This window comes from Shewanella sp. ISS20 (assembly GCF_056522965.1).
Genome location: NZ_JAWRZK010000001.1, coordinates 1,550,596 through 1,564,652, shown reverse-complemented (window position 1 = coordinate 1,564,652; position 14,057 = coordinate 1,550,596). Strand labels below are relative to the sequence as shown.

General features: G+C 42.4%; 11 protein-coding genes and 3 pseudogenes. 9 read left to right on the top strand and 5 right to left on the bottom strand.

All coding sequences use genetic code 11. The annotated features are described in order from the left end of the window. The first annotated feature begins 121 nt into the window (after positions 1–121). Complete coding sequence (locus AC1HDP_RS07090) at positions 122–2,056, top strand: polysaccharide biosynthesis protein (protein WP_479639845.1); 1,935 nt, start codon at positions 122–124, stop codon at positions 2,054–2,056. Between the two features lie 44 nt (positions 2,057–2,100). Beyond that, positions 2,101–2,985, top strand: coding sequence for a UTP--glucose-1-phosphate uridylyltransferase GalU (galU, locus tag AC1HDP_RS07085; RefSeq protein ID WP_479638201.1), 885 nt, complete (start codon positions 2,101–2,103; stop codon positions 2,983–2,985). A gap of 208 nt (positions 2,986–3,193) precedes the next feature. Here galU and AC1HDP_RS07080 read toward each other — a convergent pair whose 3' ends face one another. Further along, positions 3,194–3,376, bottom strand: a complete 183-nt coding sequence (locus AC1HDP_RS07080) for a hypothetical protein (RefSeq protein ID WP_479638200.1) — start codon at positions 3,374–3,376, stop codon at positions 3,194–3,196. A 90-nt stretch (positions 3,377–3,466) separates the two neighbouring features. On the opposite strand from AC1HDP_RS07080, the gene AC1HDP_RS07075 reads away from it, so the two are divergent. Continuing rightward, on the top strand, positions 3,467–4,471 hold the full coding sequence (locus tag AC1HDP_RS07075; protein WP_479638199.1) for a YecA family protein: 1,005 nt from the start codon (positions 3,467–3,469) through the stop codon (positions 4,469–4,471). Positions 4,472–4,506: 35 nt separating this feature from the next. Here AC1HDP_RS07075 and AC1HDP_RS07070 read toward each other — a convergent pair. Continuing rightward, positions 4,507–4,733: pseudogene (locus AC1HDP_RS07070) on the bottom strand (IS6 family transposase); the annotation flags it as partial. Positions 4,734–5,214: 481 nt separating this feature from the next. Here AC1HDP_RS07070 and AC1HDP_RS07065 point away from each other — a divergent pair. Beyond that, positions 5,215–5,993 (top strand): annotated as a pseudogene (locus AC1HDP_RS07065) (IS3 family transposase). A 48-nt stretch (positions 5,994–6,041) separates the two neighbouring features. Here AC1HDP_RS07065 and AC1HDP_RS07060 read toward each other — a convergent pair. Together AC1HDP_RS07060 and AC1HDP_RS07055 are read right to left on the bottom strand one after the other, a co-directional pair. Further along, on the bottom strand, positions 6,042–6,596 hold the full coding sequence (locus tag AC1HDP_RS07060; RefSeq protein WP_479638198.1) for a hypothetical protein: 555 nt from the start codon (positions 6,594–6,596) through the stop codon (positions 6,042–6,044). 14 nt (positions 6,597–6,610) lie between these two features. After that, complete coding sequence (locus tag AC1HDP_RS07055) at positions 6,611–6,988, bottom strand: hypothetical protein (protein ID WP_140933116.1); 378 nt, start codon at positions 6,986–6,988, stop codon at positions 6,611–6,613. Positions 6,989–8,086: 1,098 nt separating this feature from the next. On the opposite strand from AC1HDP_RS07055, the gene AC1HDP_RS07050 reads away from it, so the two are divergent. From AC1HDP_RS07050 to rfbC, 4 genes and pseudogenes are all read left to right on the top strand, one after another. After that, complete coding sequence (locus AC1HDP_RS07050) at positions 8,087–9,220, top strand: dTDP-glucose 4,6-dehydratase (protein WP_479638197.1); 1,134 nt, start codon at positions 8,087–8,089, stop codon at positions 9,218–9,220. A 126-nt stretch (positions 9,221–9,346) separates the two neighbouring features. After that, positions 9,347–10,228, top strand: a pseudogene (gene rfbA, locus AC1HDP_RS07045) (glucose-1-phosphate thymidylyltransferase RfbA). After that, positions 10,206–11,111, top strand: coding sequence for a dTDP-4-dehydrorhamnose reductase (gene rfbD, locus AC1HDP_RS07040; protein WP_479638196.1), 906 nt, complete (start codon positions 10,206–10,208; stop codon positions 11,109–11,111). The pseudogene rfbA and the gene rfbD overlap by 23 nt, the downstream one beginning before the upstream one ends. Before the next feature lie 61 nt (positions 11,112–11,172). Continuing rightward, complete coding sequence (gene rfbC, locus AC1HDP_RS07035; protein ID WP_479638195.1) at positions 11,173–11,721, top strand: dTDP-4-dehydrorhamnose 3,5-epimerase; 549 nt, start codon at positions 11,173–11,175, stop codon at positions 11,719–11,721. Positions 11,722–11,873: 152 nt separating this feature from the next. Here rfbC and AC1HDP_RS07030 read toward each other — a convergent pair whose 3' ends face one another. Then, on the bottom strand, positions 11,874–12,593 hold the full coding sequence (locus AC1HDP_RS07030) for an EAL domain-containing protein (protein ID WP_479638194.1): 720 nt from the start codon (positions 12,591–12,593) through the stop codon (positions 11,874–11,876). Positions 12,594–12,853: 260 nt separating this feature from the next. Between AC1HDP_RS07030 and AC1HDP_RS07025 the strand changes: the two genes are divergently transcribed. Beyond that, positions 12,854–14,056: an IS256-like element ISSod4 family transposase gene (locus tag AC1HDP_RS07025; RefSeq protein ID WP_479638193.1), complete on the top strand. Its 1,203-nt coding sequence runs from the start codon at positions 12,854–12,856 to the stop codon at positions 14,054–14,056. Position 14,057: the final 1 nt, after the last annotated feature.

Genomic DNA, 14,057 nt, shown 5'->3' with positions numbered 1-14,057 from the left:
GAAGTCTATATGCTTTAGATGCGTAACTTCTGCTACACTAGCTTTCTTTCAGGTTAGTCAGATTCGTTAATGGCGAAACATCATGGCTAACTTTACCAATGTTAATTTCCCGGAGCAAAAAATGGAATGTTTGCAGTTCTTATTTTCGTTAACACGGTCCCAAAAACGCGCAGTTAGTGTCGTCATTGATTCAGCGTTTTTGGTGCTTGCATTTGTTTTCGCTCTACTGGTACGAGTCGACTCATTCGATGTATTAGTCCATGTTCAATATTGGGGACTTATTGCGTTAACCATTCCAGTGAGCATTGCAGCCTTTGTAAGATTAGGCCTTTATCGTGCTGTGCTGCGTTACATGGGCTCGCAAGCTTTCTTGGCTATTCTTGCTGGGGTTGGTATTTCAACCATAGCATTAGTTCTGTTTGCTTATTATGGAAACATTAACTTACCTCGTACGGTACCAATTATTTATGCTGCGTTTGCCTTGGTTTTAGTTGGTGGCCCCAGAATTATTATGCGTTCATTAGTCGTTGAAGGGATGAATCGTAAGGGAGAGCCAGTGATAATTTATGGCGCTGGCGTAAGTGGCCGTCAAACTGCTAACGCACTGTCTCAAAGTCATGAGTATCACCCCATTGCCTTTATTGATGATGATGAAAACTTGCAAAAAACAGTTATTCAAGGCCTACATGTCCATGCCCCACAAGAGTTACGTAGACTTATTAAGCAAAAAGCAGCGACTCGTGTATTGTTAGCTATCCCAAGCGCATCGCGATCACGCAGACAAGATATTATTAACCAGCTTGAACCGTTAATGGTTAAAGTCATGACGTTACCTGCAATGGCTGATCTCGTTAGTGGCGATAAGTTATTTAGTGATGTCAAAGAAGTGGATATTGAAGATCTTCTCGGGCGTGATAGCGTAGCCCCAAGACAAGATTTGTTAGCTGCCAATATTACCGATAAAGTGGTGATGGTTACAGGTGCTGGAGGCTCCATTGGCTCTGAGTTATGCAGGCAGATTTTAATACAGTCACCAAAAAAGTTAGTGTTGTTTGAACTATCTGAGTTTGCTTTGTACTCCATTGAACGGGAACTTATTGCGACGGCCAATGATTTAGGGCTTAACGTTGAAATATTTCCTATGTTGGGCTCAGTACAGCGTGAGCATCGAGTGTTGGCAGTAATGAAAGCCTTTAAGGTGCAAACTGTTTATCATGCCGCAGCGTATAAACACGTGCCTTTGGTTGAGCACAATGTGGTTGAAGGGGTACGCAATAATATCTTTGGTACCTTGTATACCGCTCGCGCGGCTATTGCAGCCAAGGTTGAAACCTTTGTGTTGATCTCAACCGATAAAGCGGTGCGCCCTACCAACGTCATGGGTACCACAAAGCGAATGGCTGAATTGGTGTTGCAAGCCTTGTCTAAAACTCAGTCTAATACCCGCTTTTGTATGGTTCGCTTTGGAAATGTGTTGGGTTCATCTGGCTCGGTAGTGCCATTGTTTCGAGCTCAAATTGCTAATGGTGGCCCGGTTACCGTCACTCATCCTGAAATCACTCGTTTCTTTATGACGATCCCTGAAGCCTCACAGTTAGTTATTCAGGCAGGAGCTATGGGCAAGGGCGGCGATGTATTTGTGCTGGATATGGGTAAATCGGTAAAGATTGTCGATTTAGCCGCTAAGATGATCCGTTTAAGCGGTTTTTCTGTACGTGATAGTCATGCTCCTGAGGGGGATATTGAAATCCAGTTTAGTGGATTACGTCCAGGTGAAAAACTGTATGAAGAGTTACTCATTGGTGATGATGTCACAGGCACTGATCATGAGCGTATCATGACGGCGAATGAATCATTTTTATTTTGGGCTGATCTCGAGCGCATTTTGAGTAAACTCGATACCGCTTGTCATGAGTTTAATCATGAACAAATCCGTGAGATTTTACTCGCAGCTCCTACAGGCTTTAATCCTACCGATGGAATCTGTGACCTTGTGTGGAAACAGAAGCTTAACTATGAAAAAACCATAGCTAAAGTGGTTAATCTGGTTTCTTAACTAATCAATGTGATTGGTTATTTTTTGATTTTAATGGATATAAAATGAAAGTAGTTATTCCCGTTGCTGGTCTTGGCACTCGTATGTTACCTGCCACTAAAGCTATACCTAAAGAAATGTTACCTTTAGTTGATAAGCCATTAATTCAATACATAGTGGATGAATGTGCTCGGGCTGGGATCAACGAAATCGTACTGGTAACTCATGCCAGTAAAAATTCGATTGAAAACCACTTTGATACTTCTTACGAATTAGAAGCGCAGCTGGAAAAGCGGGTTAAGCGTCAGTTACTTGATGCAGTACAAAGCATTTGCCCTAAAGGCGTCACCGTTATTCATGTTCGTCAAGGTGAAGCCAAAGGGTTAGGCCATGCGGTGTTGTGTGCCCGCCCTGTGATTGGTAATGAGCCATTTGCAGTCGTGTTGCCGGATGTGATTTTAGATGAATACACAGCCAATCAATCAAGTGAAAACTTAGCGGCAATGCTGGCGAGATTTAAGCAGAGCAACGCTAGTCAAATTATGGTGGCGCCTGTTGCTCCGCAAGACGTCAATAAATACGGAATTGCTGATTGCCAAGGCGAAGGCTTATGTGGTGGCGAGTCAGTAAAAATTCATCGCATGGTTGAAAAACCTAAGGTTGCTGAAGCGCCATCGAATCTAGCTGTGGTTGGTCGCTATGTACTTTCTGAAAGTATTTGGCCTTTGCTAGAAAAAACCCCTTTAGGTGCTGTCGATGAAATCCAACTGACAGATGCCATTGATATGTTGATTGCGAGCGAAACAGTTGAAGCTTTCCATATGACAGGTAAATCTCATGATTGTGGCGACAAACTTGGTTATATGACAGCGTTTGTTGAGTATGGTCTGCGCCATCCACAATTTGCGCAAGACTTCAAAACGGCTGTGGCTAAGTTAGTGCAGGTGTAAACCTGGCAATCCAGACGCCAATGACTTAACTAGCCTTAATGTCTGCAATCTTAAGCTAAATGGTGGATTAAGAACCAACAGTTACATTGCTAGATTGTTTGATAAGCAGTTAATATACACCAAGCCCGATAGCTTCAATCGGGCTTTTTTTTACTTTTTTGTTCCTGATGGACGACAGCGTTACAGATTTACTTACGCAATTAGCTTATTAGGCCAAGCCTTCACTTTGCATCAATGAATCAAACGCCTGACCATCAGTCCTTGAAGCATTGGCGACATAAGGCGCATAAACCACAAACAGTAGCCTGGTATCACTGTGGTCTAGCAACAATGTCGTTTCAATTTGTTGGATAATCGGCGCCAGTATTAAGCAATATGATGCCGTTTTCATCACTACCTATTGATAGTGCTGGTGCTAGATTGATAGCCTCTTTATATTAATGGGTTATAAAAAAGCGCTGAAGAATAAGAGAGGTAACTAATGACACTCGGTCGTAATGATTCTTGTCACTGTGGAAGTGGTAAAAAGTATAAACGCTGTTGTATGGATAACGCGTCTAAACAGCATGCGCAAGTATTTGATGATGTTGAAACTATGCTGGCGATGAATCCACATTTGTCCCTCGATGAACTCAACGTCGCGTTGCAACACAAAGTACAGGATCGCAATAACCACCCGCATCCAGATTTTTGTGGCGTGACGCCGATGCAAATGACTAACTGGCTCTATGCGCCTTTTGATGAATTGCAGTGGGTGTCCATCAGTACGCCAGACGAACTTTCTTTTAGCCCGGTAATGCGCTATTTAGCACTGATCCTTGATGAAGCCATGCAAAATGAAGGGAGTATTAAAGCAACCACCAAAGGCAACTTACCGACTAAATTAGTTAAACAAGCCAGTGAGTTATTACCTGAGTTTGCCGTTTCTCAATTCTCAATAAATATTAGTATCAGTGAGTTTGCAGGCAGTAATGAAGACAAATTTAATGCCTTGCACTACACACGAGTCTTGGCTGAAATTGCCGGCATTATTTACCGACGCAGCGGCCGTTATCATGTTAAAAAGTCAGCGGCAAAACAATATCAGACTCAAGGTATACACGCATTTTTCAAACCTATGCTAGAAGCCGCAATCAGCAAATATAACTGGGGGTACTTAGATAGCTTTGAATACGATGTGGATTTACGTACGTTTTGGTTGTTTATGTTGTGGCGCCTACAAAGCCATAGCAGTGTGGATAAACTTATTGAAGAGGTCATAACAGCTTTCCCTGATCTGTTGCTGGCACCCTCAGCCGACGATTACTTCTCCCCTGAAAAGAATTTGAGTATGGTCATTGAATCGCGATTTATTAAGCGCTTTCTACAGTTCTGGGGATTTATTATTATCGATCCAAGTCGTTATTTACACGATGAATCTATCGCCAAAATAGTACAGCTCCAGCCATTGTTAAGGGACACTTTTCAATTCAGCATAAATTCGTAAAGGTCATCGCGAGCGCATATCAATCAGTTTCATCACATCCGCCAAGAATGTGATACTTGGCGTTTTATCTTCCTGAATATGACTTCGAGTTGCGGTGCATATTTGAGAACCCAAGGGTTCAAGGTTGAGTGGTCAAAATGGATATTTCGCTCAGTTATATCTCCTCAACTTCCCAGTAACTGAGTTTGTAGGCCAAATAATAGCGAAGGGCCTGCATGATGATATCCGATGGATAATGTCGCCCAGAGAAGTTAAGTATCATGCCGTGGATGCTCCAAATTAATGCCTGAACATCATCAACACTTTAATTTACTTGGTCAACTTTGCGACAGAACCGCTGGAAAGACTCACTCGCTCAGGAAGTACGCTAAACGTGGATGGAAACCGTCAAAGTGCCGCAGTCAGAGCTATTGAACGACTAAACGGAATGGATGCTCAGAAATTACGCCAGGAGGCGATGGAAGAAATTTCGGTGAATAATTGATTTGATTATTCACCGTATCCGTGTGTGCTAAATTGTTGTTTGGTTCGGGATGGCCTGAAATAAGAGGCCATCCTTTTTGCTCACAGGAATAGTTACTTTACTGCTAACTAACTATCGAGCCGCAAGTTTTCTTGTATTTCATCTATCAGTATTTTTGGTACATCCCATTCCTCAGCAAGCTGACGCCAAGTTTGTTCTGGTCTAATCCCATCGGACACTTAATTTTGAGACACTATGGTCAATAAATTAAGAGGTCTATATGAGTCTGAAGAAATCACATAAGAGTTACCCGCAGGCATTTAAAGATGAAGCCGTCTTGATGGTGCTAGAACAAGGTTATAGCGTTGCCGATGCGGCAAAGTCTCTTGGAGTTAGCACGAGCTTGCTTTACAACTGGAAGGAAAAACACGAAGCCCTGCAACAAGGCACCGCCTTCGACTCAAAGCAACCCAGCGACGCGCTTACAAGGTGACGACACAGCGAAAACACTCAGATGCTGTGGCTGATGACCTGCTAAACATGAACTTTAACCCAGTATCGGCTAATGAGGTTTGGGCGGGTGACGTGACCTATTTAAAGACAGGTGAAGGTTGGATGTATTTGGCTGTGGTGATGGATTTATATTCACGCCGGATTGTTGGGTGGCACATAGACAAACGCATGACTACAGATTTGATATCCAAGGCATTAATAAAAGCCTACAACCTGCGCCAACCGGCCAGAGGGCTGGTATTTCACCGTGACCGAGGTTCGCAATATACCAGTAAGCAGTTCGGCAGGTTGCTATCGAGCTATGGTATTCAAGCCAGCATGGGTGATGTGGGTGCATGTTGGGATAATGCCGTTGTTGAGCGTTTCTTTGGTAGCTTGAAACACGATTGGATTTTTAAAGTTGCTCAACCAACAAGGGATTTTATGAAGCAAGATGTGACGGCTTACATTAAATATTACAACTTGGAGCGACTTCATTCTGCTAATGACGATCTGTCACCTGTAGAGTTTGAGAATTCTCAAGTAAAAGTGTCCATTTTGGGTTGACCAGTACAGAAACTGAAGGTCAGTGAATACCGACCTTCACTGTGGTGATTATCGGGTTGATGTTGATCCAACACAGTTCATGGTAAATGTTGATGTCATGTTGTAATTACCCGCAGTGAGCAATGCGCCATTGAGAATATGTGGCGCATGGGGATATAACGTCATTACTAAGCCAGTAATTTTATCACTACCACCAAGGATGGCTTCTACTGTATCTTCCAAAATGACCTTCTCGTTGGATGGCTGGATAGAGCCAGGCATGCCGTCAGCGTCGGTAGCTGTGGTGATTTGGCTAACGTTGGCCACCCAAACTGTTTTCTTTTTTTCAATTACCGCACCCTTGCCAGAGTTTGACACGGAGATCTTAAAATTAGTATTGAAATTCGATGTTGCAGTGATAGCTACAGTATCCTCAGCGGTGTTTTCGCCGAAAACAAATTCAGTCGTGTCATCTGTCATGATAAAACCACACAATTCTGGAACTTCGTGTACAACCGTTAGAGAACTGCCAACTTGATTGGATCCCCCTGGCGCGATATCGTTAATGGCGGCAGCGTTAAAAGAGGCTGCAATGATCAGCATAGTAAGCATTGATTTAGTCATGATAATTACTCTAATTAATGGATGTTGAGTGGGTTTGGAATATTTAAGCTACGCAAGTTTTGTTGTTGTTTTAATATTGCGAGTTCTTCTTTTAATCGTTGAAGTTCTAGCTTTTGAAACTCAACTTCATTGTTATACATGGCTGAGCAATCAAGCCTTTTACTGCCGCCAAAGTTAATGCTAATACCAACTTTGGCGCCTTTATCTTCAACTGGTAAATTACCGTAGTAACGATTACTTTCTTCTGAATAGACATCGGCGGTCAGATTGATGTGGCCTTTACTATTACTTTGACATTCAGCGCCAGAAGCGGTTCTTACTCGGTCGTAGGCTGCAGTGCTAAAGCTTGCTGCAAGTATGAGTAGGGATAATATGTTTTTACAGTAGTACAAACTTGCGTTCTCACAGTATTGGTAAGGTTGTCAGATAAAGTACAAATTTCATTGATCGCAACCTTATCTTTTAAGTTGCGTACTAAGGTTTTAAGTTTCACTGATTCATGGGCTTTTAAACAGTAACGCTCAGGTGTTGGTTGGTTATTCTGTAATTTGACGTAGCACATGGGCTTGTTGTACATATTGGTTAATGTATTCTCTACTTGTGTAATTTCACTCAATACATTTTGTTTAATTTCACTAGGGTATTGGCTGTGTGCATTTACATGTAAGCTAAGCAATACGATTAACCCTGCTACTAATCTTTGTATACACATTGTTGCTCATGAATGGCTAATCAAACCGGCATGATAGAAGGTTAAGTTAAATTAATCAAGGTGATTACTAATTAATAAATAATTAGTCTGAAGTGTGGCGAATATTAATTGTAAATACATAGTCGTTATAATCAACATTTATATTCTGAAAATTATTGTTGGTATATTTAATCATCATTTAGTGTCGAGTCTATACTATTATCTCGCTACTCATCTGTTGTTGTCATATATAATATTGTTCTCTTATTGTGCTCAAGGTAATAAATTATAAGGCAGGCGTTGGCTTTGTTGTTGTCGAATATCGGTTGTGATAGTTGCTTGGTTGCTCGTTGTTTTTATTTTTGGTAGGCAGATGCCATCGATCGTCAAGTTATTGACGGGCTTATAATGGCGCTGGCAATATTGTTAATATCCCTCGTGGTTGAGTTAAGGGTTCAATCCGGGAATTTTGAAGGTGCACTCAGGCTTTGTCCTGGGCTTAGCCATGCAACCTCGGGTGGTTAACATGGTTGCTGCCACAAGCGGCACAGGGCGAACATTTCATCATCGGTGTTTGCCATTTATTCTGACTCAGATGAACGATAAATTACGCCGACGAATAAGTGTTGGAACATTGATTAACCATAGCGTTTAATCACGTGGTTATTGGGCGCTCAAAGTGTTCTTTTAGTGGCAGCGTTGTGAGAAGAGTGAGGTGTTACTGTGACATGGCAAATGATAAACTGTCGCGGCATGCTCCCTTGAGATCCTGCGTTCGCATTTTATTGTCAGGTTAACTATGAAATTTTTGGTCACAGGTGGCGCGGGGTTTATTGGCTCTGCCGTCGTTAGGCATATCATCCACAATACCCAAGATAGCGTCATTAATCTTGATAAGCTGACATATGCCGGCAATATTGAATCGCTAATCAGTGTTGATAACAATCCCCGATACGCGTTTGAGCAGGTCGATATTGCTAACCGAGCTGAGCTAGATAGGGTGTTTGCCCTGCATCAACCTGATGTGGTAATGCATTTGGCAGCAGAGTCGCATGTTGATCGCTCCATTAGCGGCCCTAATGATTTCATTCAGACGAATATAGTTGGCACTTACACGTTATTAGAAGCCGCGCGCCACTATTGGCGTGAGCTCGACGTTAAACGCCAAGCTATGTTTCGTTTCCATCATATTTCGACCGATGAAGTGTATGGTGATTTACCACACCCAAACGATAATGCTGAATGTTTAATGGTGAATGATGAATTAAACCATCCAACACTCAACATTCAACATTCAACATTGCCTCTTTTTACTGAGACCACATCCTACGCCCCTAGTAGCCCATATTCTGCGTCTAAAGCCGCGAGTGACCACTTAGTGCGGGCTTGGCAACGCACTTATGGTTTACCGACAATTGTCAGTAACTGCTCTAATAACTATGGCCCTTATCATTTTCCTGAGAAGCTCATCCCTGTGGTGATATTGAATGCGCTCGCAGGTAAGCCGTTACCTATTTATGGTAAAGGTGATCAAATTCGTGACTGGTTATTTGTCGACGATCATGCGCGGGCACTGTATAAAGTCGCCACCGAAGGGGCTGTGGGCGAAACCTATAATATTGGCGGCCATAATGAGAAAGCTAACATTGAGGTGGTGCAAACCATTTGCCGTTTGCTCGACGAGTTGGCACCGAACAAACCCGCCGGAGTTAACCAGTATCTTGACCTCATCACTCATGTGAGCGATCGCCCCGGGCATGATGTTCGCTATGCGATTGATGCATCTAAGATTGAACGTGAGTTAGGCTGGAAGCCAGTAGAAAGCTTTGATAGCGGTATTCGTAAAACCGTTGAATGGTATCTCAATAACCATCAATGGTGCTCGCGAGTATTAGATGGCTCATACTCTCGACAGTCTGGTGGCGCTAATTAATGGTTTTTGCCTCACAGCAAGCTTTAGAGCCTGACATTTGAAGTATCTTTGTGGCAAATGCTTTGAGCCTAGAATTAAAACCTAACACCTAACACTAAAATCGAGTAACTTTGGATTGAGTAATCTATGAAAGGTATTGTCTTAGCTGGCGGCTCTGGAACGCGCCTTTACCCATTAACTCGGGGGGTCTCTAAACAGCTGTTGCCCGTCTATGATAAACCGATGATTTATTACCCATTATCAACATTAATGTTGGCGGGTATTCGTGATATTTTAGTCATCACCACCCCAGAAGATAATGCCAGTTTCCAACGATTATTAGGCGATGGTAGCGAGTTTGGGATCCATCTGGAATATGCTGTGCAGCCAAGTCCGGATGGAATTGCACAAGCCTTGATTATTGCTGAAGATTTTATTGGCCAAGATAATGTGTGTTTAATTTTGGGGGATAATATTTTCTTCGGTCAATCATTTAGTGTCACCCTTAGTAACGCCGTTAATAAACGCCACGGGGCGACCATATTTGGTTATCAAGTGAAAGATCCAGAGCGATTTTGAGTGGTGCAATTTGATCTTAATATGAACGCGCTATCCATTGAAGAAAAGCCGGCCGTTCCACAATCTAATTATGCGGTTACCGGGCTCTACTTTTTTGATAATCGCGCCATTGATTTCGCTAAGTCACTCACCCCATCAGCAAGGAATGAGCTTGAAATTACAGAGCTAAATCAGTTGTATTTGCATGATAACAGTCTAACAGTCGAACTGTTAGGTCGAGGGTTTGCTTGGCTCGATACTGGCACTCACCAAAGCCTGCATCAAGCCTCCAGTTTTGTGCAAACCATAGAAAGTGTTCAAGGCTTAAAAGTGGCTTGCCTTGAGGAAATCGCTTGGCGCAATGGCTGGTTGACGGATGAGCAAGTGCTAACACTCGCGCAGCCGATGCTGAAGAATGAATACGGTCAGTATTTGACGCGCTTAGTGCATGAGCATAAACAAAGGTTGTGAATGGATGCGTGTATTAATCACTGGATGTCAGGGGCAAGTCGGCTGTTACCTCACCGAGCAACTGAAAACCAGTCACAACTATACGGTATTGGCGCTGGCTCGCAATGACCTTGATATTACCGATAGAGGTGCGGTCAACGCTGTGGTGGCTGAGTTTAGGCCGACTATTATTGTTAATGCAGCGGCGTATACGGCGGTTGATCAAGCGCAAATCGAGAGTGAGTTGGCTTATGCGGTGAATTGCGATGGTCCCAAATTCCTAGCTGAAGCCGCGCAGCAGGTCGGCGCGGTAATCCTTCACATTTCAACGGACTATGTGTTTGATGGCAGTAAGAATGGTGAATATCTGGAAACTGATGTCACTATGCCACTCGGGGTCTATGGCGCCAGTAAACTGGCCGGAGAGCAGGCAGTAGCGCAAGCCTGCACTAAACATATCATTCTGCGAACGTCTTGGTCGTTTGGGATCCATGGCAATAATTTTGTTAAAACCATGCTGCGCTTGGGTGTCAGTCGAGACAGCGTAAGTATTGTTGATGATCAGTTTGGCGGCCCCACGTATGCGGGGGATATTGCTCAGGTGCTAATTTGTATGGCCATGCGGATAGCCAAAGGCGATGCAGTCGAATATGGGGTGTATCATTATTCAGGCATGCCCTATGTAAGCTGGTACGAGTTTGCCGCAATAGTGTTTGATGCCGGCTATGCTCAAGGGATAATCACAGCTAAGCCTCATATTGTGCGCCTTAGCAGCGCACAATACCCAAGGTTAGCGCAGCGGCCTAAGAACTCACGATTAGATAACACTAACATACGCACTCACTTCGGTATTGAACCTAGTGATTGGCTGGTGGCGTTGCAAAGCTTAGAGCGCTATGTGTGAACAATAATTGGCATTGCAAGTGTGTGTGCAAAGAGCCCTTAATGATGAAATACGATTAACGATGAAGATTATTAATACCCGCATTCCAGAGGTGAAAATCATTGAGCCTAAGGTGTTCAGTGATGATCGTGGTTTTTTTATGGAAACATGGAATCAAGCTCAGTTTGAGCAAGCAGTGACAGGTAAGCCTTGTCACTTTGTGCAAGATAATCACTCGCGCTCGTGCCAAGGGGTTCTTCGGGGGTTGCATTATCAAACTGAGCACAGCCAAGGTAAGTTAGTCAGAGTGATCACGGGTGAAGTGTTTGATGTGGCTGTCGATTTGCGCCTATCGTCCCCCACTTTTGGCCAGTGGGTGGGCGTGACTATTTCTGCAGACAATGGCCGCCAACTGTGGATCCCACCAGGCTTTGCCCATGGCTTCTATGTTCTTAGCCAGCAGGCAGAATGTGTGTATAAGTGCACTGACTATTACCATCCGCAATCTGAGCAGTGTATTGTCTGGAATGACTCAGAGGTAAAGATTGAGTGGCCGTTAGTAGCTGGCCCCTTGTTATCGACAAAAGACGCGCAAGGTGTGAGCTTTAGTGAAGCCATAAAATTTTCTTAAGATACATGGGCTCTGATCCACTAAGCTAATGAAATAATTTTATTCAAATTTTTGCTCGTTATCTGGCGATATTGATGTGACTTTATAGAATGCTGTTGGATTATTGACAAATTAATGAGAATTCCGGCGGTCATTTCGGAATGTGAATTTTTTCAACTGTCAAAATGAAAGCCTTGAAAATAATCAAATGGGAGCGAATAAGTCAATAAAAAGTCATTTTTAGATTGAACCTTTTCAGCAACAAGTTTGACGCCACTTTCATTTAACAAATAGAGTTCATCGATAAAATTATTGTAATCATTGTTTATGCCTAGTTTTATATCATCCATGTCTATTTTAACGTAAGTATAATCATGAATGAAATGATGTGTTTTCTTAATCGATGAATAGTCGTCGGCAGCAAAGGAGATATCGTCAACAATCATTTTGTAAAACGTTTGCTTTATGTTTGGCATCTTGTTGAATTGTCTTTCAGTGATCTCGAAAACAATATCCCAATTGTGCTGGTTAAGTTTTTTACTACTACTAGTCAGTATATCTACAATGTTGTCATCTAATAGTAGATATCTGTCCACATTCAAAAAAACTTTATTCGTCCCTACATTTAAATTACCTATGGTTTGTAAAATATTCATTAGTTGATGTCTTATTAATTTCTTCCCTTCCTCAGTGTCTAAATTATCAAAGTATTCTTCTATTGAGTTAACTCCAGTGCTGATAATAGGTCTAGAAAGAATTTCTACTGCATGTAGACTTCCTTTTCTGTCTATAATCTCTTGATAAATATAATAGTGTTTACACTTGATCTTTATGCAATTTAAATCAGAAAACATACATTTATTACACATACTACGTTTTATTAAATCAAACATCACAGCCTCCTTTGAAACGTAGATGCTATATTGATTATGCAGCAAACACTAAAAAAACAACAGATCACACGATAAGCGTCAATTAAATGACCAAATTTAACCATTGCTTAACTGTTCGGTGCGATAACTTACGTTACCATGATGTTTCTGTGAAGGTGTTGATGTATCTCAAAATCGAGGGTGTTGTTGCTTCTGCACGTCTTGGTAGTGTTCATAATTCTGTGTCATTTCAGTAAAATATTCAAAAACAGGAATGACACATGACCCAACCTTTTAACTTCGAACAAGCCCTTAAAGATCTGCAATCAGGTAAAAGCCTCACAGGTAAAGACAGCATTCTTGGCCCACTGATCAAGCAACTCACTGAAGCGGCTCTCCAGGCTGAGCTTGAGCAGCATTTAGCGCATGATCCTCTGCCTAATCGTAAAAATGGCAAAACCCCTAAGACCATTAAGCATCCGTCCGGTAACTTTGTGTTAGACGCGCCTAGAGACCGCAATGGCACCTTTGAGCCTCAGTTGATTAAGAAAAATCAAACTACGCTAACCGATGAAATCGAACGTAAAGTGTTGTCGATGTTCAGTATAGGTATGAGCTATCGCGATATTAATCAACATGTTGAAGATATGTATGGGATCAATGTGTCTAACGCAACGGTAAGCGCCATCACCGACAAACTCATCCCCGAACTTAACGCGTGGCAACAGCGCCCATTAGATAGCCATTATCCTATCGTTTGGCTTGATGCGATACATTATAAAGTCAAAGAGGATGGGCGTTACGTCAGTAAAGCCGTTTACACATTGTTAGCGCTTAATATGAAAGGAAAAAAGGAAATTTTAGGGCTTCACTTGTCCGAAAATGAAGGCGCTAATTACTGGTTATCGGTGCTGACCGATCTTAATAATCGTGGTGTAAAAGATATTCTTATCGCCTGTGTTGACGGCTTGACCGGTTTTCCTGAGGCCATAGCCAGTATCTTCCCTCATACGGAAACACAGCTATGCGTTATCCACCAGATCCGCAACTCAATGAAGTATGTCGCCTCAAAAAATCAGAAAGCGTTTATGGCTGATTTAAAGCCTGTGTATCGAGCCGTGAGTAAAGAAGCCGCAGAGATGGCATTGGACGAACTGGAGGCCAAATGGGGTGATGCTTATCCGCTGGTAATCAACTCTTGGCGTCGCAAATGGCATAATTTGTCTCATTATTTTAAGTACCCAGAACATATCAGGAAAGTGATTTACACCACCAATGCAGTTGAGGCTGTACATCGCCAATTTAGAAAGCTCACCAAAACCAAAGGTGCTTTTCCTAATGAAAATAGCTTGTTGAAGCTCCTTTACGCAGGCATATTAAACGCCTCAGATAAATGGACCATGCCAATCCACAATTGGAGCCTTTGTTTATCTCAGTTAGCGATTTATTTTGAAGGACGTTTAGATAGCGTGCTGGAAATTTAAA

Excerpts from the sequence above, each read along its gene's own strand:
- AC1HDP_RS07090 (WP_479639845.1), top strand. The coding sequence starts at position 122 with ATGGAATGTTTGCAGTTCTTATTTTCGTTAACACGGTCCCAAAAACGC.
- galU (WP_479638201.1), top strand. The coding sequence starts at position 2,101 with ATGAAAGTAGTTATTCCCGTTGCTGGTCTTGGCACTCGTATGTTACCT.
- AC1HDP_RS07080 (WP_479638200.1), bottom strand. The coding sequence starts at position 3,376 with ATGAAAACGGCATCATATTGCTTAATACTGGCGCCGATTATCCAACAA.
- AC1HDP_RS07075 (WP_479638199.1), top strand. The coding sequence starts at position 3,467 with ATGACACTCGGTCGTAATGATTCTTGTCACTGTGGAAGTGGTAAAAAG.
- AC1HDP_RS07060 (WP_479638198.1), bottom strand. The coding sequence starts at position 6,596 with ATGACTAAATCAATGCTTACTATGCTGATCATTGCAGCCTCTTTTAAC.
- AC1HDP_RS07050 (WP_479638197.1), top strand. The coding sequence starts at position 8,087 with ATGAAATTTTTGGTCACAGGTGGCGCGGGGTTTATTGGCTCTGCCGTC.
- rfbD (WP_479638196.1), top strand. The coding sequence starts at position 10,206 with ATGAGCATAAACAAAGGTTGTGAATGGATGCGTGTATTAATCACTGGA.
- rfbC (WP_479638195.1), top strand. The coding sequence starts at position 11,173 with ATGAAGATTATTAATACCCGCATTCCAGAGGTGAAAATCATTGAGCCT.
- AC1HDP_RS07030 (WP_479638194.1), bottom strand. The coding sequence starts at position 12,593 with ATGTTTGATTTAATAAAACGTAGTATGTGTAATAAATGTATGTTTTCT.
- AC1HDP_RS07025 (WP_479638193.1), top strand. The coding sequence starts at position 12,854 with ATGACCCAACCTTTTAACTTCGAACAAGCCCTTAAAGATCTGCAATCA.